24 protein-coding genes are annotated in these 19423 nt (G+C 30.7%); 7 read left to right on the top strand and 17 right to left on the bottom strand.

Annotation, left to right across the window (positions count from 1 at the left end; all coding sequences use genetic code 11):
• Positions 1-5 precede the first annotated feature (5 nt).
• The 3 genes from F7018_RS07585 (at position 6) to mgtE (ending at position 2544) form a co-directional block, all read left to right on the top strand.
• Positions 6-335: a DUF4286 family protein gene (locus F7018_RS07585; protein WP_150899440.1), complete on the top strand. Its 330-nt coding sequence runs from the start codon at positions 6-8 to the stop codon at positions 333-335.
• 66 nt (positions 336-401) lie between these two features.
• Positions 402-1214, top strand: a complete 813-nt coding sequence (gene rsmA / locus F7018_RS07590; RefSeq protein ID WP_150899441.1) for a 16S rRNA (adenine(1518)-N(6)/adenine(1519)-N(6))-dimethyltransferase RsmA — start codon at positions 402-404, stop codon at positions 1212-1214.
• Positions 1195-2544 (top strand): magnesium transporter, encoded by a 1350-nt coding sequence (gene mgtE, locus F7018_RS07595; protein WP_150899442.1) that lies wholly within the window; start codon positions 1195-1197, stop codon positions 2542-2544. Before rsmA ends, mgtE begins: the two co-directional genes overlap by 20 nt.
• On the opposite strand, the gene F7018_RS07600 is transcribed toward mgtE, so the two are convergent.
• Together F7018_RS07600 and F7018_RS07605 are read right to left on the bottom strand one after the other, a co-directional pair.
• Complete coding sequence (locus F7018_RS07600) at positions 2531-3217, bottom strand: LysE family translocator (protein ID WP_150899443.1); 687 nt, start codon at positions 3215-3217, stop codon at positions 2531-2533. The genes mgtE and F7018_RS07600 overlap by 14 nt on opposite strands.
• Positions 3218-3239: 22 nt before the next feature.
• Complete coding sequence (locus F7018_RS07605; protein WP_150899444.1) at positions 3240-4292, bottom strand: ferredoxin--NADP reductase; 1053 nt, start codon at positions 4290-4292, stop codon at positions 3240-3242.
• A 140-nt stretch (positions 4293-4432) separates the two neighbouring features.
• Between F7018_RS07605 and F7018_RS07610 the strand changes: the two genes are divergently transcribed.
• The 3 genes from F7018_RS07610 to F7018_RS07620 are packed head-to-tail and all read left to right on the top strand — an operon-like array spanning position 4433 to position 6110.
• Positions 4433-4771: a PadR family transcriptional regulator gene (locus F7018_RS07610; RefSeq protein WP_150899445.1), complete on the top strand. Its 339-nt coding sequence runs from the start codon at positions 4433-4435 to the stop codon at positions 4769-4771.
• Between the two features lie 11 nt (positions 4772-4782).
• Positions 4783-5415 (top strand): hypothetical protein, encoded by a 633-nt coding sequence (locus tag F7018_RS07615; protein WP_150899446.1) that lies wholly within the window; start codon positions 4783-4785, stop codon positions 5413-5415.
• A gap of 5 nt (positions 5416-5420) precedes the next feature.
• Positions 5421-6110, top strand: coding sequence for a hypothetical protein (locus F7018_RS07620; RefSeq protein WP_150899447.1), 690 nt, complete (start codon positions 5421-5423; stop codon positions 6108-6110).
• On the opposite strand, the gene rsmI is transcribed toward F7018_RS07620, so the two are convergent.
• Positions 6111-6782 carry a 16S rRNA (cytidine(1402)-2'-O)-methyltransferase gene (gene rsmI, locus F7018_RS07625; protein WP_150899448.1) on the bottom strand — a complete coding sequence of 224 codons (672 nt, stop codon included), beginning with the start codon at positions 6780-6782 and terminating at the stop codon, positions 6111-6113. It abuts the gene before it with no gap.
• Between the two features lie 38 nt (positions 6783-6820).
• On the opposite strand from rsmI, the gene dxs reads away from it, so the two are divergent.
• On the top strand, positions 6821-8593 hold the full coding sequence (gene dxs, locus F7018_RS07630) for a 1-deoxy-D-xylulose-5-phosphate synthase (RefSeq protein WP_150899449.1): 1773 nt from the start codon (positions 6821-6823) through the stop codon (positions 8591-8593).
• A gap of 37 nt (positions 8594-8630) precedes the next feature.
• Here the strand turns inward: dxs and F7018_RS07635 are convergent, their stop codons facing one another.
• The 14 genes from F7018_RS07635 to porW all read right to left on the bottom strand — a co-directional run bounded on the left by F7018_RS07635 (position 8631) and on the right by porW (position 19379).
• Entirely contained in the window at positions 8631-9137 is a 507-nt protein-coding gene (locus F7018_RS07635) for a hypothetical protein (protein WP_150899450.1), read from the bottom strand.
• 82 nt (positions 9138-9219) lie between these two features.
• Positions 9220-9705, bottom strand: coding sequence for an energy transducer TonB (locus tag F7018_RS07640; protein WP_150899451.1), 486 nt, complete (start codon positions 9703-9705; stop codon positions 9220-9222).
• A 59-nt stretch (positions 9706-9764) separates the two neighbouring features.
• On the bottom strand, positions 9765-10154 hold the full coding sequence (locus F7018_RS07645) for a hypothetical protein (protein WP_150899452.1): 390 nt from the start codon (positions 10152-10154) through the stop codon (positions 9765-9767).
• Positions 10155-10253: 99 nt separating this feature from the next.
• Positions 10254-11114: an ATP synthase F1 subunit gamma gene (gene atpG / locus F7018_RS07650; RefSeq protein WP_150899453.1), complete on the bottom strand. Its 861-nt coding sequence runs from the start codon at positions 11112-11114 to the stop codon at positions 10254-10256.
• A 43-nt stretch (positions 11115-11157) separates the two neighbouring features.
• A complete protein-coding gene (locus tag F7018_RS07655; RefSeq protein WP_150899454.1) occupies positions 11158-11814 on the bottom strand; it encodes an FkbM family methyltransferase in 657 nt (218 codons plus the stop codon).
• 54 nt (positions 11815-11868) lie between these two features.
• Complete coding sequence (gene atpA / locus F7018_RS07660; RefSeq protein ID WP_150899455.1) at positions 11869-13449, bottom strand: F0F1 ATP synthase subunit alpha; 1581 nt, start codon at positions 13447-13449, stop codon at positions 11869-11871.
• Positions 13450-13470: 21 nt separating this feature from the next.
• Positions 13471-14028 carry an ATP synthase F1 subunit delta gene (gene atpH, locus F7018_RS07665; protein ID WP_150899456.1) on the bottom strand — a complete coding sequence of 186 codons (558 nt, stop codon included), beginning with the start codon at positions 14026-14028 and terminating at the stop codon, positions 13471-13473.
• A 7-nt stretch (positions 14029-14035) separates the two neighbouring features.
• Positions 14036-14536 (bottom strand): F0F1 ATP synthase subunit B, encoded by a 501-nt coding sequence (locus F7018_RS07670; RefSeq protein WP_150899457.1) that lies wholly within the window; start codon positions 14534-14536, stop codon positions 14036-14038.
• A gap of 103 nt (positions 14537-14639) precedes the next feature.
• Positions 14640-14828, bottom strand: coding sequence for an ATP synthase F0 subunit C (gene atpE / locus F7018_RS07675; RefSeq protein ID WP_136950250.1), 189 nt, complete (start codon positions 14826-14828; stop codon positions 14640-14642).
• 45 nt (positions 14829-14873) lie between these two features.
• Positions 14874-16019 (bottom strand): F0F1 ATP synthase subunit A, encoded by a 1146-nt coding sequence (atpB, locus tag F7018_RS07680; RefSeq protein WP_150899458.1) that lies wholly within the window; start codon positions 16017-16019, stop codon positions 14874-14876.
• A 125-nt stretch (positions 16020-16144) separates the two neighbouring features.
• The gene (locus tag F7018_RS07685; protein WP_217701365.1) at positions 16145-16525 is read right to left on the bottom strand and encodes a DUF6168 family protein; all 381 of its coding nucleotides are present in this window, start codon (positions 16523-16525) and stop codon (positions 16145-16147) included.
• Entirely contained in the window at positions 16518-16748 is a 231-nt protein-coding gene (locus F7018_RS07690) for an AtpZ/AtpI family protein (protein WP_150899459.1), read from the bottom strand. The genes F7018_RS07685 and F7018_RS07690 overlap by 8 nt, the downstream gene beginning before the upstream one ends.
• A complete protein-coding gene (locus F7018_RS07695) occupies positions 16717-17130 on the bottom strand; it encodes a bactofilin family protein (protein ID WP_150899460.1) in 414 nt (137 codons plus the stop codon). The genes F7018_RS07690 and F7018_RS07695 overlap by 32 nt, the downstream gene beginning before the upstream one ends.
• 20 nt (positions 17131-17150) lie before the next feature.
• The gene (gene porW / locus F7018_RS07700) at positions 17151-19379 is read right to left on the bottom strand and encodes a type IX secretion system periplasmic lipoprotein PorW/SprE (protein ID WP_150899461.1); all 2229 of its coding nucleotides are present in this window, start codon (positions 19377-19379) and stop codon (positions 17151-17153) included.
• Positions 19380-19423: the final 44 nt, after the last annotated feature.

The raw sequence follows: 19423 nt of genomic DNA on the forward strand, positions 1-19423 counted from the left end.
CAACAATGTATATATATAACGTAACAGTAAATATTGATGAAAGTGTTCATGCAGAATGGTTAACTTGGATTGAAAGCCACATACCAGAAGTTTTAGCAACAGGACGCTTTTTAAGTGCTAAGTTGACACAAGTTTTAGTAAAAGAAGAAATGGGAGGAGTTACTTACTCTATTCAATACACAGCTAAATCACGTGAAGATTTAGAAAACTATTACAAATACGACGCTGATAAATTACGTTCAGATGGTCTTAAAAAGTTTGCTGATAAAATGTTAGCCTTCCGTACTGAATTAAAAGTAATAAACGAATTTTACCCTACTGTATCTAGCAACTAAAAGGAACAGGATACAATTACAAAAGAATTAAGATACTACTTAATCTTAAATTTTTTATTTTAGAACATGACCGTAAGAGCAAAGAAACATTTAGGACAACATTTTTTAACCGATGAAAACATCGCAAAAAAAATAGCAGATTCGTTAACCGAAAATGGATATGATAATGTATTGGAGATAGGTCCTGGAATGGGAGTTCTAACAAAATACTTATTAGAAAAAAAGCCTAAGGTTACAGTAATGGAATTAGATTCTGAATCGGTAGAATACCTTAAAGAAACATTTCCTCTAGAACATATTAAACTAGATACTTCTTCTGAAAAATTTACCATTATTGAAGGTGATTTTTTAAAAAAGGATATTACTGATACTTTCAATAAAGAGCAAATAGCCATTATTGGAAACTTTCCTTATAACATCTCTTCACAAATTGTTTTTAAAGCAATTGAAAACAGGGATTTTGTACCTGAGTTTTCTGGAATGTTTCAAAAAGAAGTAGCATTACGAATAGCAGAAAAAGAAGGGTCTAAAACCTATGGGATTTTATCCGTTTTAACACAAGCTTTTTACGATGCTGAATATTTATTTACAGTACCTCCTACTGTTTTTAATCCACCACCAAAAGTAGACTCTGGTGTTATACGATTAATTAGAAAAAAGGATTATAGTCTTCCAGTAGATGAAAAATTATTTTTTAGAGTAGTAAAAACAGCATTTAATCAACGAAGAAAAATGCTACGTTCTAGTTTAAAATCTTTAGATCTCTCGGATACATTAAAAGAAGACCCTATCTTTGCGATGCGTCCCGAACAATTATCGGTACAAAAATTCATTGAATTGACGGCAAAAATCGCAAACGATGGCATTAGAAATTACTAAAGATCTTTTAGAAAACGTACAGGAACTGATTAAAAACCAGAAAGACACAGCGCTTTCCAGTTTTTTCTCAGACATACATCACGCCGATATTGCAGAAGTTTTAGATGAATTATCTTTTGAAGAGGCATTATATATTATTCGTTTATTAGACAGTGAAACTACCGCTGAAGTTTTAATGGATGTGGATGATGATGTACGTGAAAAAATATTTCAACAACTTACAGCCAAAGAAATTGCTGAAGAGATTGATGAGCTTGACACCGATGATGCTGCCGATGTAATTGCCGAACTTCCTGAAAAAAGAAAGCAGGAAGTAATGCAAGAGATTGAAGATGAAGAACACGCTAAAGAAATTGTAGAATTATTACGATATGATGAAGATTCTGCCGGTGGTTTAATGGCGAAAGAGCTTGTAAAGGTTAACGAAAACTGGACTGTTTTACGTTGTGTAAAAGAAATGCGTGTTCAAGCAGAAGAAGTAACCAGAGTACACTCTATATATGTAGTTGATGATAGTGGTAAACTAAAAGGTCGTTTATCATTAAAAGATTTACTAATGGCCTCTACACGTGCTAAAATTGCCGATGTATATATTCCTAAGTTAGACTTTGTTAATGTTAATGATGAAGCTGAAGATGTTGCTAACATTATGCGTAAATATGACTTGGAAGCCATTCCTGTTGTAGACGAGTTAGGTATTTTAGTAGGACGAATTACCATTGATGATATTGTTGACGTTATTAAAGAGGAAGCTGATAAAGATTATCAATTAGCAGCAGGTATTACTCAAGATGTTGAGGCTGATGATACAATATGGGAATTAACACGTGCTCGTTTACCTTGGCTATTCTTAGGGCTACTTGGAGGTGTTGGTGCTGCTGGTATTATGGGCTTTTTCGACGATGCTATTAAAGAAAATGCTATTCTTTTTATGTTTACTCCATTAATTGCTGCAATGGCAGGTAATGTAGGTGTACAATCATCAGCAATTATTGTACAAGGTTTAGCTAATGACGATGTAAAAGGAAGTATTACAGACAGGTTATTAAAAGAAGTATCACTAGCTATGATTAATGGACTTGCTTTAGCCGTTTTACTTTTTATATATGTCTTTATATCCGAACAAGATTATAAAATAGCAAGTGCTATTTCAATATCTCTCTTTGTAGTAATTATAGTTGCTGGACTCATTGGAACTTTTATTCCTTTATTTTTAGATAAAAGAGGTATTGATCCTGCGATTGCTACGGGACCTTTTATTACAACAAGTAACGATATTTTTGGAATTCTTATTTATTTCTGGATAGCCAAAATGATTATTGGCTTTTAGTAGTTTCTTCTACTGTTTGTAATAAGCTATCCATCTTTTCTTTAGGAATAAATGTTTTTAGCATTATAATCGCTCCAAAAACGATTAATAACACTCCCATTCCTCTTTTTATTCTATAAATAACTAGAGGAGTTAATTTACTTTTTAATTGTTTAGCTAGTAATATTTTCCCTAAATCGGTAGTAGCATACCCCAATATTACCGTGGCAAAATACCAAAACATATAGGTTGGGTTCATATCTAACGTTGGTCCTACTACAACAATAATACCTAACCAACCAGCTAAAACACCTATATTAATGAAGTTTAAAGCAAACCCTTTTAAAAGTAATTTTAAGTAGTTATTACTTTCTGGAATGTCAACTTCCGGAGCTTCTAACTCCTTTTTATTGTTTTTATCTAAATAGGTTATCAAACCATAAACAATAAGAATTAACCCTCCAATTAAAAATAATCGAGGGTCATCCTTAATTTTTTCTAACAAACTTCTACTTCCAAAATAAGCTATTAACATAAAGGATATATCTCCTAAAATAACTCCAATATCAAATGCAATAGCAGCTCTTGCTCCTTTTAAAATACTTGTTTTAAGAAGCATAAAGAAAACTGGACCTATCATAAAAGACATGACAAATCCAATGAAAAAAGCATTTTTTAAGTCGTAGAAATCCATTTATAAAGTAACTGTATTTAGTTTAAACGTCATCGTAATCAACCACAACCTTTGGAGTTGCTGGATGCGCTACACAAGTTAATATAAGTCCTTCTTCTAACTCGTCATCTGTTAAAATAGAGTTTTTAGTCATTACAGCTTTTCCTTCTGTTACTTTTGCTATACAACTACTACAAACACCACCTTGACATGAATATGGAGCATCTAACTGATTACGTAATGATGCTGCCAAAATTGTATCTGTTTTATCCATTGTAAAAGTAGACTCTTCATCGTCTAATAAAACGGTAATTCCAGATTTCCCATCAGGAAACTGCATTGGAATTTCTTCATCTGGTGACGAACTTGCGGTAAATAACTCAAAATGAATATTTTCTTCGTCAAATCCGTTATCTTGTAAAGTCTCAGAAACTGTAGTTATCATTTCTTCTGGACCACATAAGTAGGCAGAATCAAAAGAAATATCTTTATGAATATTCTTTACAAAATAATTTATATGCCCTTTATCAATTCTTCCAAACTTAGTGTTTGTTCTTACTTCTTGACTAAACACATAATGCAAATTAAACTGTGTAGGGTATTTTTCAGCTAAAGCATTCAATTCAGCATAAAAAATAGTGCTATCAGCTTTTTTATTCCCAAAAACTAATGTAAAAGTTGAAGTTGGTTCATTTTCCAACACTACTTTTATCATAGATAAAACAGGAGTAATTCCACTACCTGCAGCAAATGCTATATAATTTTTATTCCCTACTGGTTGTAATATAAATTTACCTTCAGGTTCAGAAACTTCTAGAGTTGTATTCTCTTTTAGTTTTGTTGTAGCATACGTAGAAAACAATCCTTTTTCAACAGCCTTTACAGCTACTTTAATTTCATTCGTGTTTGGTGAAGCACATATTGAATATGCTCTCCTAACCTCTTGATCGTTTAATTTCGTTTTTATGGTAATATATTGCCCTGCTACAAATTTATAAGCTTCTTTTAGCTCAGCAGGAACAGTAAATAAAATAGATACAGCATCAGCTGTCTCCTTTATTATTTTTTCAATAATTAATTTATGAAATGTAGCCATTTATTCTATTTAAATGCACAAAAATAAGAAATAGTGAGGTAACCATTTATTCTTCCAGTCATAAAAAATAATACCTAAGTATTTTATACATAAGAAAATTATGTATATTTGCATACATAAGATTTTTAGGTATATGAATTATGGGAAATCAAAAATTATACAAAGGCTCTTTACAAACTATCATTTTAAAGCTATTAGCACAAAATGATAAGATGTATGGGTATGAAATAACTCAAAAGGTAAAAGAGTTAACCAAAGGCGAATTAAAAATTACCGAAGGTGCACTATACCCTGCGTTACATAAACTAGAAGCTGAAGGTTTGCTAGATGTTGAAGTTGCAAAAGTTGGAAATAGACTTCGCAAGTATTATAAATTGACAGAAAGCGGTACTAAGGAAACTGTAAATAGACTTGCAGAAATGCAAGAATTTTTACAAACAATGCAGCAACTAGTCAACCCTAAATTTGGTTTAGAATAACAACAAAAGCTATGGAATTAACAAATAAACAAATACAAAGAATTAACAACTATCTAGATATAAAAGAGATTAAATTAATTGATTTTAGAATAGAAATTTTTGATCATATTATTTCTGAAATAGAACAAAAACTATTTAATGAAAATCTTGATTTCGAAACAGCTTTTAATCTTGTAATTAAAAAATGGAATTTGGAGCTTAAAAAAACGAATAGCTTCGTTTTTGGAAGGTTTTATACTGCCCCTAAAATTGTAATTGATAGAGCAAAAAGAATTTTTTTAAAATATTTTTTAGCCTCTTTCTCTCCTATATTTTTTAGTTTTCTAATAATATTTAATAAAAAGATATTTCTTAGTAATGTTTTTGGTTATTTTACTTTTTTTTCAATAGTTATTCTTCTATTTATCTCTTTATTTTTCGTTATCAAAATTATTACCTCTAAAGAAAAAACAGTGTATAGCTTTATAATAAAAACTCAAGTTACAAACTTTATTGTTATGCCTTACATTTTAATTAGCAATTCTATTAATGACATTTTTAATATATCCATATTAATATACATGATGGTTGTTAATTACTATTCAATATCGTTTTACAAAAAGCATAAACAAGAAAAAGAAAAATATAAATTAATGATGGGATAATTGCTATGAAATTAACAAACCAACATATAGAACAATTATATAAATTTACACGTCTACATTATGTAGAACATTATGATGTACAAACAGAATTGGTAGATCACTTGGCCAACGATATTGAACAAATTTGGGTTGAAAAACCTCAATTATCTTTTGAGCAAGCTAGAGATATTTCTTTTAAAAAATTCGGTGTTTTTGGTTTTATGGACGTAGTAGAAGAAAAGCAAAAACAACTGGAAAAAAAGTATCGTAAAATTCTATGGAAATACACAAAAGAATGGTTTGGATTACCCAAAATACTTTTAGTGGTAAGTCTTATCTTTTTCTTTTATTATTTTATACAATTACCTATTGGAGTTTATACAATGGGAGCAGTTCTTTTTCTAATAGCCGTTTTAGACCTTTATTTTGTAACTAAACTTAAAAAAGAGTTCAAAAAAAGAACCAATACCAATGGTAAAAAATGGATGCTTGAAGAAATGATTTTCAATGTAGCTTCTTTTGGAGGTGTTATAGTTGCATCTAACCTTCCTCAGATTTTCAATCATATTGAAAGCATACCTTCAAACATTGGAGCAGTTATTATCTCTGCAATTATTACACTAACAATTATATACTCTTATATAACACTAATTGTTATTCCTAAAAAGTCAGAGGAATTATTAGAAGAACATTACCCTGAATATAAACTTGTATAATTATTTTTTACCATCAACAATAATCACAATTTCGCCTTTTGCTGGCTTTTCTGTATAATATGATAAAACTTCTGCTATACTTCCTCGCTTGGTTTCTTCAAATAATTTTGTCAATTCTCTAGAAACAGAAACTTGCCTGTCTTCACCAAAGTATTCGGCAAAATGAGTTAATGTTTTTAATAATTTATGTGGGCTTTCATAAAATATCATAGTACGCTTTTCTTCTGCTAAAAACTTTAATCGGGTTTGTCTTCCTTTTTTAACTGGTAAAAAACCTTCAAAAACGAATTTATCATTTGGTAAACCCGAATTTACCAAAGCTGGCACAAATGCAGTTGCTCCTGGTAAACATTCAACATCAATATTATGTTGAACACATGCTCTTGTTACTAAAAAGCCTGGATCTGAAATTGCCGGGGTTCCTGCATCAGAAATCAGTGCAAAAGTTTCACCGCTTTGCAATCTTTTAACTATAGTTTCTACAGTTTTATGCTCATTGTGCATATGATGAGATTGCATAGGTGTACTAATTTCAAAATGTTTTAACAGCTTTCCACTAGTACGCGTATCTTCTGCTAAAATATAATCTACTTCTTTTAGAACCTTAAGAGCTCTCAAGGTAATATCGTCTAAATTCCCAATAGGTGTTGGTACCAAATACAATTTACTCATACAGCAAAGCTACAACAAAGTTTTAGTACATTTGTGCTATGCCAAAAAAGCTGTTAAAAAATATTGATTTCCCTGAGGATATAAGACAATTAAATAATAATGAATTGCCTTTATTAGCCAAGGAATTACGTGAGTTTATTATTGATGTAGTTGCAACTAAAGAAGGTCATTTAGGTGCCAGTTTAGGTGTTGTTGAACTTACTATTGCTTTGCATTATATGTTTGATACACCAACAGATCAATTAGTTTGGGATGTTGGACATCAGGCTTATGGACATAAAATTTTAACTGGTAGAAAAGATATTTTCCATACTAACCGCCAATTACATGGAATTTCTGGTTTTCCTAAACGTTCGGAAAGTACTTATGATACTTTTGGTGTTGGACATTCATCTACTTCAATTTCTGCTGCTTTGGGAATGGCTATCGCTTCCAAATTACAAGGAGAAGAAAAACATCATATCGCTGTAATTGGTGACGCCTCTATTGCCAGTGGAATGGCTTTTGAAGCTTTAAACCATGCTGGTGATACCAACGCTAACTTATTGGTTATTTTAAACGATAATGCTATTGGTATTGACCCTTCAGTTGGAGCTTTGAAACATTACTTAACTCGAATAAAATCTACTCGATCTGATATTGAACAGCACAACATTTTTGAGGGACTCAATTTTGATTATTCTGGTCCTATTGATGGTCATAATTTTGAAGAACTTTTATTAGAGTTAAATAGATTAAAACAAATTAAAGGCCCTAAGTTTTTACATGTAATTACTACCAAAGGAAAAGGTCTTAGACAAGCTGAGCAAGACCAAGTAAAATATCATGCTCCAGGAAAATTTGATAAAGTATCTGGAGATGTTTTACCAAAAGAAGCTAGTAAGTTTACTAAGTTTCAAGATATATTTGGAAAAACTATTGTAGAATTAGCCGAACAAAATGAAAAAATTGTAGGAATTACCCCAGCTATGCTTACTGGAAGCTCTTTAAAATTTATGTTAGAGAAATTTCCTGAACGCACTTTTGATGTGGGCATTGCAGAACAGCATGCCGTAACATTAGCTGCCGGTATGGCAACTCAAGGTATTATACCATTTTGCAATATTTATTCCACATTTTTACAACGTGCTTACGATCAAATAATACACGATGTTGCTTTACAAAACTTACCTGTTATTTTTTGTTTAGATAGAGCTGGTTTGGTTGGACAAGATGGAGCTACACATCATGGAGTTTTTGACTTAGCTTATCTACGTTGCATTCCAAACCTATACATTTTTGCTCCTCGTAATGAAATTGAATTGCGAAACATTATGTACACAGCACAGTTAGGAATTGATAAACCTATAGCTATTCGTTATCCTAGAGGAAAAGGCAAACTTGAAGAATGGAAACTTCCTTTCAAAAAAATAACCATTGGCAAAAACATTTGTTTAAAAGAAGGAAGTGACTTAGCTGTCCTATCTACGGGAACAATTGCTAATAATGTCTCAGAAGCCATAAAAAAGGTGAAAAACAAATATTCTATAGCGCATTACGATATCCGATTTATAAAACCTATCGATAGAAAGCTACTTGAAGAGATTTTTAATAAATTTGATAGAGTTATAACTATTGAAGATGGTACTGTTAAAGGAGGTTTAGGTAGTGCTATTTTGGAACAAGCATCTGAATTAAATTATGAAAATCAGATAAAGCTTTTAGGTGTTCCTGATGAATTTATTCATCATGGTACTATAGATGAACTACAAAAGCAATGTAAAATAGATGTAGATTCTATTCAAAATACAATTGAAGAACTTTTAAAATAAAAAAGCGAACCGATTATTAGGTTCGCTTTTTTATTTTTTAGTGAATAACACTAAATGATCCATTTGAAATTTTAAGCGATTTAATAAAATTATTGCTGCATATATCTATGTTTCCTGCAAAGTTTCCAGAAATAGCTTTTTCATCATTTATTGTAGTTATAAAAGCCATTTTACTGTCAGGTATAGTAGTTCCGCATGTAGATACAGACATTACTGCTCCAAAATAATATGTAGTTCCATTCTCAACATAAGTAAAATCACTTAATGTCTTTCCTCCTATTTGAGATTTATTAATAGTAAGTGTTATTACTTTATCAGCTGATTTGTTAATAGTTCCTGTTAATTCAATAGCAGGTTCTCCAAAAGCATTTTGAGCACTAGAATTAACTACAATTGAATTAAATATTAATTCGTTTCCATCTATAGTCATTTTTATTTCACTTTTTGATGCTTCAGGAGCTATATTATCACTGTTATTACTTGAACAAGATGACATAATAGCAATAGAGAATAACACCAGCATTTTGAGTACTAATTTTTTCATAGAATTTATTTTTTAATTTTTGTTGCAAATATAAATATATCAAAGCAAAAAAGCGAACTAGTCTAATTTGCTTTCTTATTAATTATTCTACATTAAATGCTATTGGTAAAGTATATCCTACTCTAACATTTTTATTCTTATGACTACCAGGTATCATCACTGGTAAAAGTTTAGCTACTCTAATAGCTTCTTCTTTTAACTTTTCATGCGGAGCTTTAGCAGAAATATCCTCTACATGTCCATTTTTTCCTATTTTAAATTCTAAATATATTTTTTTCCTACCAGGAGAAAGTGTCTTTAAACCGTCAGCAATATTTATATTAAAATTTTTAGCAATATGTTGAAGCATCATTTGGTTTAAGCAATACTTCTTTTTTGAATTTGTTTCATACTTTTCACAACCCGGAAAAACAGGAACCTTATCAATCAGTGTAAAGGGAACATCTTCTGAATTACCGTCAACAAAATTAATTGTTTTGATATTATTTTCTTTGTCGTCATTCTTCTCTTGTGAAATTATACCTGTTGTAATAAAAGCCATAAAAAGAAACAGAAATGTCTTTTTCATAATGAAATATATTTAATTAGTGTTAAATAAAAAGCGAACCTAATTGGTTCGCTTTTTTATTATTTTTTTAAATTAAAATTTAGTGTACAATCTTTTGTTCCAGAATATAGAACATCTCCTTTATATAAGGTTTTAATTTGTATCTTTATACTACCTTCGGTAAAATTAGAAACTTTAGTTTTAAAGCGAAAGTTAAATTCATTCGTGTTTCCAATAATATCTACATTTTCGCCACCTTTAGATATTGACCACTCCACTCCTTCTACACTTTTAAGTTCAGACGCAGAAAAATTAATTGAATAATTATAAATATTATCTCCTTCTTTATCTGACTCAATTTTACCAAAACAAATTGTAATATTATTTTTTTTAGGTACAATTTCATTTTCTTTACATGAAATAATTGTAAAAATAAATACTAACAATAACAATCTAAAAATATTTTTCATAATCTTTTTTTTGCTAAGATAAATAAAAAAGCCAAGGTTTCAAGACCTTGGCTTTTTTTTTATATATAAGTATATGTTTACCTACTAATATTTTTATTCTTAATTGTTCAATGCTTCTGCTCCACCAACGATCTCTAAGATTTCGTTAGTAATTGCAGCTTGACGTGCCTTGTTATAAGTTAATAATAATTCGTCACGTAATTCTTTAGCATTATCAGTTGCCTTATGCATTGCAGTCATACGAGCTCCATGTTCGGCAGCAAATGAATCACGGATAGCCTTATATAATTGCGTTTTTAAAGACTTAGGTATTAATTCTAATACAATTTCTTCTTTAGAAGGTTCGAAGATGTAATCTAAATTTACATTCTCATCACTTTCTACTGGTTCAATTGGTAAAAACTGTTCAACTTGTGGTATTTGAGTTGCAGCGTTTTTAAATCTATTGTAAACTAACTCTATTCTATCATAAGAACCATCTACATATAAATCCATTAATTTTTCAGCAACTTTAGCTACATTATCAAAAGTTAATTCATCAAAAATATCAGTTCTATTTTCAATTACATTATTATCTTTTGATAAGATATCGTTACCTTTTTTACCTATTGTCATTAAGTCAACAGCTACACCATTATACTTTGTGTTAATAGTATTTACTGTTTCTTTAACGATAGATGAGTTAAAACCACCACATAAACCTCTGTTAGAAGTAACTACAACTAGTAATACTTTATTTACTTCTCTTTGCGTAGAATATGCTCCACCTGCATCACTATCTAAAGTAGCGCTTAAGCTTTGTAATAACTCAGTAAGCTTAGATGAATATGGACGCATTGCTGTAATAGCATCTTGAGCTTTTTTCAACTTTGCAGCCGATACCATTTTCATGGCAGAGGTAATCTGCATTGTTGATTTAATTGAAGTAATTCTATTACGTATTTCTTTTAAGTTTGCCATAATTTCTAGTTATGTGTATGCTATTTTAATGTTTACTAAAAAATTAGTTTTTAATTTTCCAGTTTTCCCAAACAAAGTCATATTGATAGGTAATTTCATGTGTTTCTGCTAATTTTCTTTGAATGTTTTCCATTCGCTCTCTAGCATTATCTATAATGAAATCGTGGAATTGAATCTGTAAATTTTTAAAATTGGTAATTAAACCTGATTCTAAAAGAGATTCTAATACTTCGTATTCTCCTCCTTCAATATTAATCTTTATAAGATCTACATTAGTAATATTATGATCTTTAATAAAGTTTACAATCGATTTTAATTGAATTTTCTCTCCACCATCTGTCTTTATAAAAACTGATGATGCATCTCCTGTATTACTTATATTAAGTTCTTTATCTTCATTAGATAATCCATAATGAAAAGGTTTAACTTTTTCATTATCCTTGAACTTATCTTTTATAATATTATAAAAGGATTTTACTGGTTCGAAAACGTAAATTTCGCAAGAGTATTTATTAAAAATACTCTCTGCAAAATTACCTTTAAAACCTCCTAAGTCTAATACTACAGAAGTTTCTGTTAAATTATAATCTAATCGTAAAGTTTCATCTCCATTAACCGCAAACCAAGGTTTACAACGTTCTTTTTGAATTTTACGTTGCTTTTTCTTTTCTATGATGTCTTTGAAAAGTTTATTAAACATTGGTTACGATATCTTATACTTTATTAAAGAGATTTATAATACTTTAAAATAAATTTAGTTTGAAAATTTAGCAGAAATTTCTGCTGCAGCTGATGTTAAAGCATCAGTTACTTCATCAGTTAATTTTCCTGATTTTAATACATCTAAAGTATCCCTGTGCTTAGCATTTAAATACTCGATATAATCTTTTTCAAACTCTTTTACCTTGTTTACAGGTACATCTTTTAATAAGTTCTTAGAACCTGCATAAATGATTGCAATCTGATCTTCTACAGTAAAAGGATCGTTTTGAGCTTGCTTTAAAATTTCAACGTTACGTTGTCCTTTAGAAATTACACTCATAGTAGCTGCATCTAAATCAGAACCAAACTTAGCGAATGCTTCTAACTCACGGAACTGAGCTTGATCTAATTTTAATGTACCAGATACTTTCTTCATTGATTTAATCTGTGCATTACCTCCTACACGTGATACAGAAATACCTACGTTAATTGCTGGACGTACACCAGAGTTAAATAAATCAGACTCTAAGAAAATCTGTCCATCAGTAATCGAAATCACGTTTGTTGGAATATATGCTGATACGTCTCCTGCTTGTGTTTCAATAATTGGTAATGCAGTTAAAGAACCTCCACCTTTTACGATTCCTTTTAATGAATCTGGTAAATCGTTCATTTCACTTGCAATTTTATCATCATTAATAACTTTTGCAGCACGCTCTAATAATCTTGAGTGTAAGTAGAATACATCCCCTGGGTAAGCCTCACGTCCTGGTGGTCTTCTTAATAATAAAGATACCTCACGGTAAGCTACTGCTTGCTTAGATAAATCATCATAAACAATTAATGCTGGTCTACCAGTATCACGGAAATATTCTCCAATTGCAGCTCCTGCGAATGGTGCATATACCTGCATTGGTGCAGGATCAGATGCATTTGCAGCAACGATAGTTGTATAAGCTAAAGCTCCTTTTTCTTCTAACATACTAGCAATTGCTGCTACAGTAGAAGCTTTTTGACCAATAGCTACATAGATACAGTACACTGGTTGTCCTGCATCATAAAATTCTTTTTGATTTAAGATTGTGTCAATAGCAACTGTTGATTTACCAGTTTGACGGTCTCCAATGATTAACTCACGTTGTCCACGTCCTACAGGAATCATTGCATCAATAGACTTGATACCAGTTTGCATTGGCTCAGTTACAGGCTCACGGTAAATTACCCCTGGTGCTCTACGCTCTAAAGGCATTTCGTAAGTTGTTCCTTCGATTGGTCCTTTACCATCAATTGGCTGACCTAAAGTGTTTACAACACGTCCTGCGATTCCTTCTCCAGCTCTTAAAGAAGCAATTCTTTCTGTACGCTTAACAGTAGAACCTTCTCTTACTGATGTAGAAGCTCCTAATAATACAACCCCTGCATTGTCTTCTTCTAAGTTTAATACGATACCTTCTAATCCGTTATCGAATTCAACTAACTCTCCATATTGTACGTTAGATAAACCATAAACACGAGCAATACCATCACCTACTTGTAATACTGTACCTACTTCATTTAATGAAGCTTTTGACTCGAAATTTGTTAATTGTTCCTTTAAAATTGCTGATACTTCAGCTGGTTTAATTGCTGCCATCTTATTTCTTTTGATGTATAATTAAATTTGTGGAATATAATGACTGTTGTCAAATTCTCTTCTTAATTCATTAAATTGATTAGAGATACTTGCATCATACTGCACATCTCCAACACGTAAAATAAATCCTCCTAAAATTTCTGGATTTACTATATTTTCTATACTAGCACTATTTCCTGTAAGTTCTACAATCTTTGCTTGTATTTTATCTTCTAGTTCTTTTGTTAAAGCTACTGCTGTAGTAACTTTAGCAACCTGCATACTCTTGTGGTAATCGTAAATGATAGAATATTGCTTTGCAATTGGCTCTAACATTATCATACGTTTATTTTCTTCTAATAAGTTAAATAAACCTTTTATAACGTTATCTACTTTATCACCAAAAAGTGCTGCTAAAACTTTACGTTTATCTGCAGCTTTAATTACAGGGCTTTTAAGCATTGTATCTAATTCACTACTCTCTGCAATAGTATCTACGATTAACTTCATGTTATCGTTTACTAAAGTTTCGTTTCCTGTTTCTTTAGCTAGATTTAAAATTGCTTTTGCGTAACGTAATGCTGGTCTTGCTCCTTTCATTGTTTGATTAGTTTAAAGTAACCTCTTCTAACATTCCTTCTACAAGCTTTAATTGGTCGTCTTGTGAAGTTAATTCTTTTCTTACTACTTGTTGAGCAATGTTGATTGATAAATCAGCAACATTTTTCTTTAACTCAGCAATTGCAGCTTGTTGTTCTTGTTTAATAGTTGCTTTAGCATTTTCAATCATGATAGCTGCTTGTTCAGAAGCTTCTTCTTTTGCCTCAGCGATAATGTTATCTTTAATTTCACGAGCATCTTTCATCATTGCATCTCTTTCTGCACGTGCTTCTTTGATCATCTTTTCATTATCTGCTTGTAAGTTTTGCATTTCCTTACGAGCATTTTCTGCCTCATCTAATGCATTTTGAATTCCTTCTTCTCTTTCATCTAAAGAGCTTAAAATTGGTTTCCATGCAAACTTTGCTAATAAAAATAACAAAATTCCTAAAACGACTAGTTGCATTACGAACAACCCTGGAGAAAAATCATTTAATAACTGATCCATTATATATCTAATTAATTCTTTTTAAAAATACCTTTTGTTTAATTGTGAAAACATTTCCTGTAACCAACCGTTACAGGAATATGTTTTTCTTGTCTTTAAAATCTTATCTACCTAAGATTAATGCACCGAAAGCTAATCCTTCTAATAATGCTCCGATGATGATCATCGCTGTTTGGATTTTACCAGCAGCCTCAGGTTGACGAGCAATTCCTTCCATTGCTTTCCCTCCAATTTGACCTAATCCGATTCCTCCACCGATTACGATTAATCCTGCTCCAATTAAATTGTACATACTAATTGATTTATATTAAATTAAACAAATTCTTATTCTATATTCTTAGTGAGCATCTGCATGCTCGTGATCGTGCTCTTCTACTGCCATACCGATAAATAAAGCAGATAACATTGTAAAAATAAATGCTTGTAAGAAGGCTACTAATATTTCAATTACTGAAATAAATAATGTTAACACTAATGAAATCCCTGTTGAAGCAACTCCTCCAAACTGAGCTTTTAAAGTCATCATTAACGCTATTAAACTCATTACTACGAAGTGTCCCGCTGTAATGTTTGCAAATAAACGCACTAATAATGAAAACGGTTTAATTAAAATAAAACCTATTAATTCGATTATAGCTAACACTGGTCTTAAAATCTTAGGAACTCCTGGCATCCATAAAGTGTGCATCCAAAAATCTTTTGTTCCACTTGAGATGTACACTACTAATGTAAAAATAGCTAAACAAGCTGTTACAGCAATTTGACCTGTAACGTTAAATCCTAATGGAGTTAATCCTAATAAATTTAATATCCAGATAAAGAAAAATACCGTTAATAAATAAGGCATAAATCTCTTATATTTCTTTTCTCCAATATTTGGCCTTGCGATTTCATCTCTTACATATAACACTAATGGCTCTAATACACGACCAACTCCAGTTGGAATTGCTCCTTTTTTATAACCTTTAGCTAAAGAGTTAAATCCTAAAAACATTAATAATCCTGCGAATAACATTCCAAAAACACTCTTAGTAATAGAAAAATCTAATACTTTGTGTGCATTTGTTGCATGGTGAGTTTCATCAAAAGCAACCTCAGTAGCTCCTTCATTTAACTCATAAATTTTACTATGAATCTTAACTAACTTTACATCTCCAGCATCAACGATAACTGTTCCATCATCATTATGATGGAATTTAGACGACATAAAAAACTTAATTCCTTTGCTTGTTTTAACAATTACCGGTAATGGAAAACCTACGTGCTTTCTTTCACCTGCATCATTCGTATACGAATAAAAAGCAAAATCATGTGAATCTGCTAAGTGATGCTTAATGTAATCGTTAATTTCTTTCTTGGTGTTTACTCTTCCACCATCATTTTCTGAAGATTTTTTTTCTCCACCACCAGCAAATGCTGTGAATGAAGTAAAAACTAGTGCTAAGACTGTAAAAAACTTGATAGATTTTTGTGCTATCATCATGCCTTTTTTAATATAGGGTTATGGTCTCTAAATTTCCGTGCAAAGGTACACATTTAATTAAAACTACAAACCCTTTTTTTGTCTTAGTTTTTCAAAAGATATTTTAAAGCAAAAAAAACATGAAACTATTTGCTATTCAATAGTTTTGAAACAGCAATAGCTTCTAGAATTAAAAATAAAAATAATGGAATTACTAATGAAAATCTTTCTGGCTTAGTTAGTTGTTCGTTTGCGAAGACTGAAGCTTGAAAAATCAATACAAAAAATCCAATTTTTAAAAATATGGATGCCAAATACGCATATCCTGCCTGATTAGGCATCTTATCTGCTATAAACTCAACTATGAAATATACTATAATTGCTGCTATAACATGAAATAGATATACTGCAAAAAGTGAAAATGATAATTGAATTTCTTTTGAAGCTAAAACATAGTTGTGCGGAATGTAACTTATTGCTAGTGTTAAAATTACTGCAGCAATAAAGAACAAAATTCGTTTAATCATTTTCTTTTGAAATTTTTGTAACTTGTTGAATAACGGAGAACATTGCTAAGAAAACAGCAACCAATGTACATATTTTAGTATATAACTCTCCTTCGTTTGGATATTTGGTATCTAACCATTCACCTAGTAAACTTCCTAGATAAATGGTTAAACCCATTTGAAAAGCAATAGTAGTAAACCGAATATATTTATTAAGCGGTTTTCTCTTTGAGTTTTTGCTCATCTTTATTTAATTCTTTCACGGCTCCTTTCATTGAACAAGTAGCATTAAATGCTGCACCTGGTTCTACTGAAAGCTTACCTATAACTACATCTCCATTTATATTTGCTGAAGACTTTACTGTTAAAGTATTTGAAACCAATAACTCTCCTGAGAACTTACCTTCTACATCTGCGTTTGTACACTCTACTTTACCTTTAATTAAGCCAGAGTCACCTATAATTACTCTACCATCTGTTTTTATGGTTCCTTCTAAAGTTCCGTCGATTCTGAAATCTCCTTCTGAAATAATATCTCCAGTAATCTTGGTATTTTTACCTATAATATTTCTTTCTGATACTTTTCTTTCTCCTGCTTTTGCTTTCTTGTTTTCTTTACTAAACATACTTGGGGAATTTTGGGGAATTAAATTTTACCTAATTTTTTAATTATTTCTTTTGCTTTCTTACCTTCTTCGGTATTTGTATAACTAATAGACACAAACTCTAACGCTTTCTTATACACCTTCTTATCATTATACTTACCTATAGCTAAAGCTTTTAAGAGAGCAAATTTAGGAATTAAATTTGAATTTCTTATGGTTGGCAAAAATCCATCTATTTCACTTACAACTTCTTCAAACTTATTTTCTTTATATAAGTAATAGATTTCTTTGTATTTATCTAAGACTGCATCTTCTTTTTTCTCTTCCGTTAACTTCTCGTTTGGATTACTTATGATTTGTGCAAACTTAGTATCTGAATATTTATTCAGTATAATATTTTTAAATTCTGATGCTTTTTCATCGTTATTTGAACTTGTATAAATCTGATATAAATGATAGCTAATAGGCAATTCTAACTTGTCATCTTTTCGCTCTTCTCGTAAGCGTTCTAAGTTTTTAACTGCTAATTCTGTATTTTTAAATTGCTCTTTATAAATCAACCCTAATTGATATAATGCATCATTACGATCAAACACAAGTTTATCTATAACTTTCTTTTCTGTTGGTATTTGACTTATATATGTAGATAATTCATAACGTTTATTCACCTTTGGTTCTGAAGATTCTTCTTCTTCATCGGCAATATTAGTAGTTGATTTATCTGACAAACGCCAGTTATCTTCCAAAGGTCTTGTTCCCCATACTTTTTGGAACTCTGCTTTTCCATAACCTAAGGCTTGTGTGTTATAAAAATACCATTTTCCTTTATTTGAAAGATTTATAGATGCTCCTCCTCCAAATGAGTTTCCAAAATTTTGAGCATTTAATATTAACTGTTGTTTTTCCTCGTCTTCTTTTTTAATTTTTTCAATATACTTTTCAAAAAAAGATTCCTGTTCTTCTTTTGTCATTGCTACCAAATTAAGAATACTATCATTTGTTTTAACTAGGTCTTCATACTTTCTTAAAGTTGTTAACCCTTTATTCTTTCTACGAATTCTACGTATTCTTTTCTCTTGATCAAACTCTTTTGAGGTTACTTGTAAAACACTGTCATAATAAGTCCCTGCTAGCAAATAGTTCTCTTTGTTAAATGCTATATTCCCTAAATGCTCGTAAGCATATGTTTTTTGATAATCATTGTTGTTTTTTGCCCTCAATGATTTTTCATAATAGGCTATTGCTTTTTCCGGATTGTTTCTTCCCTCTTCTAAAACTCCTGCCTGATAGTATAATGCATTTAAATATTTTCTATTGTCCGAGTTTCGAATTAACTTTTTTAATCGAGCTAAAACAACTATTGAAGCTGAATCGTTCTCTGTATTTTTAGCTAACTCTATATTTGCTCTAATACGGTATTTATAAGGTGCCTTTCTGTAATCTGCTAATTTTTTAAACACCATTCTTGCTGAATCTCTTCTATCTAATTCACTATAAATTTGACCTAAAACAAACATATTTCGAGCTGCTTGCTCTTTATTTTTAAATATTTTAGAAGCTGCCGTTAAATGCTCTATTACTTTTTGAATCGTATCTGTTTTTTGATACGCCATTGCCATTGCAGTATGTGCTTCTTCTCTAATTTCGTCTGGTAACTCTTCTTCATTTTCTTCTACTTCTAACAAAAATTTTAATGACTCTATAGCTAATTTTTCATTATCTAATCGAATATTTGTTTTTGCTCTCCAAATTTTAGTTTCATTTATTAAGCTTGCATTTGGATAATTCGCTATAATGTAGTTAAATGCCTCTATTGCTGGTATAAACCTTTGTGTATAGTATCTTGATTTTCCAAGTAATAAATAAGCATCGTCTATTTGGCGATTTCTCTCATACCCATTTATATTCATTGAATGCTTCTGAATTGCTTTTACTGCTTTTTCTTCTGCTTTATCAAATGGTGTTAGTTTTTTATTCTCTTCTTCTTCATCTTCTCCAAAACCTGTACCTGGTTGTAATACTGGAGCTACTATTTTGTTTTCATCAAAAGTTATTGGTTCTATTTGTAGTCGTCTCCAAAAATTGTCTTGATGTTTGTCTTCAATTTCTTTTAATCCCTTTAAATAAGCTTGCTCTCCATTAAACAACACATTGTATTTTGTTGTTACTGCATGAAAGTTTCTATTTAAAAAAGCATCTTTTTTTACGCTACATGAATACACAATAGCTAAAAGAATATTGAAAACTAAGATTTTGTATAGTTTTTTCATAAGAATTACACCTTTACTGTACAACAATATTATAGTTAAGTTAT

The organism is Tenacibaculum aiptasiae (assembly GCF_008806755.1).
In the GTDB taxonomy this organism is placed as follows: Bacteria; Bacteroidota; Bacteroidia; order Flavobacteriales; family Flavobacteriaceae; genus Polaribacter; species Polaribacter aiptasiae.

Coding starts and splice junctions, on each gene's coding strand:
- F7018_RS07585 (WP_150899440.1), top strand. CDS start 6: ATGTATATATATAACGTAACAGTAAATATTGATGAAAGTGTTCATGCA.
- rsmA (WP_150899441.1), top strand. CDS start 402: ATGACCGTAAGAGCAAAGAAACATTTAGGACAACATTTTTTAACCGAT.
- mgtE (WP_150899442.1), top strand. CDS start 1,195: ATGGCATTAGAAATTACTAAAGATCTTTTAGAAAACGTACAGGAACTG.
- F7018_RS07600 (WP_150899443.1), bottom strand. CDS start 3,217: ATGGATTTCTACGACTTAAAAAATGCTTTTTTCATTGGATTTGTCATG.
- F7018_RS07605 (WP_150899444.1), bottom strand. CDS start 4,292: ATGGCTACATTTCATAAATTAATTATTGAAAAAATAATAAAGGAGACA.
- F7018_RS07610 (WP_150899445.1), top strand. CDS start 4,433: ATGGGAAATCAAAAATTATACAAAGGCTCTTTACAAACTATCATTTTA.
- F7018_RS07615 (WP_150899446.1), top strand. CDS start 4,783: ATGGAATTAACAAATAAACAAATACAAAGAATTAACAACTATCTAGAT.
- F7018_RS07620 (WP_150899447.1), top strand. CDS start 5,421: ATGAAATTAACAAACCAACATATAGAACAATTATATAAATTTACACGT.
- rsmI (WP_150899448.1), bottom strand. CDS start 6,782: ATGAGTAAATTGTATTTGGTACCAACACCTATTGGGAATTTAGACGAT.
- dxs (WP_150899449.1), top strand. CDS start 6,821: ATGCCAAAAAAGCTGTTAAAAAATATTGATTTCCCTGAGGATATAAGA.
- F7018_RS07635 (WP_150899450.1), bottom strand. CDS start 9,137: ATGAAAAAATTAGTACTCAAAATGCTGGTGTTATTCTCTATTGCTATT.
- F7018_RS07640 (WP_150899451.1), bottom strand. CDS start 9,705: ATGAAAAAGACATTTCTGTTTCTTTTTATGGCTTTTATTACAACAGGT.
- F7018_RS07645 (WP_150899452.1), bottom strand. CDS start 10,154: ATGAAAAATATTTTTAGATTGTTATTGTTAGTATTTATTTTTACAATT.
- atpG (WP_150899453.1), bottom strand. CDS start 11,114: ATGGCAAACTTAAAAGAAATACGTAATAGAATTACTTCAATTAAATCA.
- F7018_RS07655 (WP_150899454.1), bottom strand. CDS start 11,814: ATGTTTAATAAACTTTTCAAAGACATCATAGAAAAGAAAAAGCAACGT.
- atpA (WP_150899455.1), bottom strand. CDS start 13,449: ATGGCAGCAATTAAACCAGCTGAAGTATCAGCAATTTTAAAGGAACAA.
- atpH (WP_150899456.1), bottom strand. CDS start 14,028: ATGAAAGGAGCAAGACCAGCATTACGTTACGCAAAAGCAATTTTAAAT.
- F7018_RS07670 (WP_150899457.1), bottom strand. CDS start 14,536: ATGGATCAGTTATTAAATGATTTTTCTCCAGGGTTGTTCGTAATGCAA.
- atpE (WP_136950250.1), bottom strand. CDS start 14,828: ATGTACAATTTAATTGGAGCAGGATTAATCGTAATCGGTGGAGGAATC.
- atpB (WP_150899458.1), bottom strand. CDS start 16,019: ATGATGATAGCACAAAAATCTATCAAGTTTTTTACAGTCTTAGCACTA.
- F7018_RS07685 (WP_217701365.1), bottom strand. CDS start 16,525: ATGATTAAACGAATTTTGTTCTTTATTGCTGCAGTAATTTTAACACTA.
- F7018_RS07690 (WP_150899459.1), bottom strand. CDS start 16,748: ATGAGCAAAAACTCAAAGAGAAAACCGCTTAATAAATATATTCGGTTT.
- F7018_RS07695 (WP_150899460.1), bottom strand. CDS start 17,130: ATGTTTAGTAAAGAAAACAAGAAAGCAAAAGCAGGAGAAAGAAAAGTA.
- porW (WP_150899461.1), bottom strand. CDS start 19,379: ATGAAAAAACTATACAAAATCTTAGTTTTCAATATTCTTTTAGCTATT.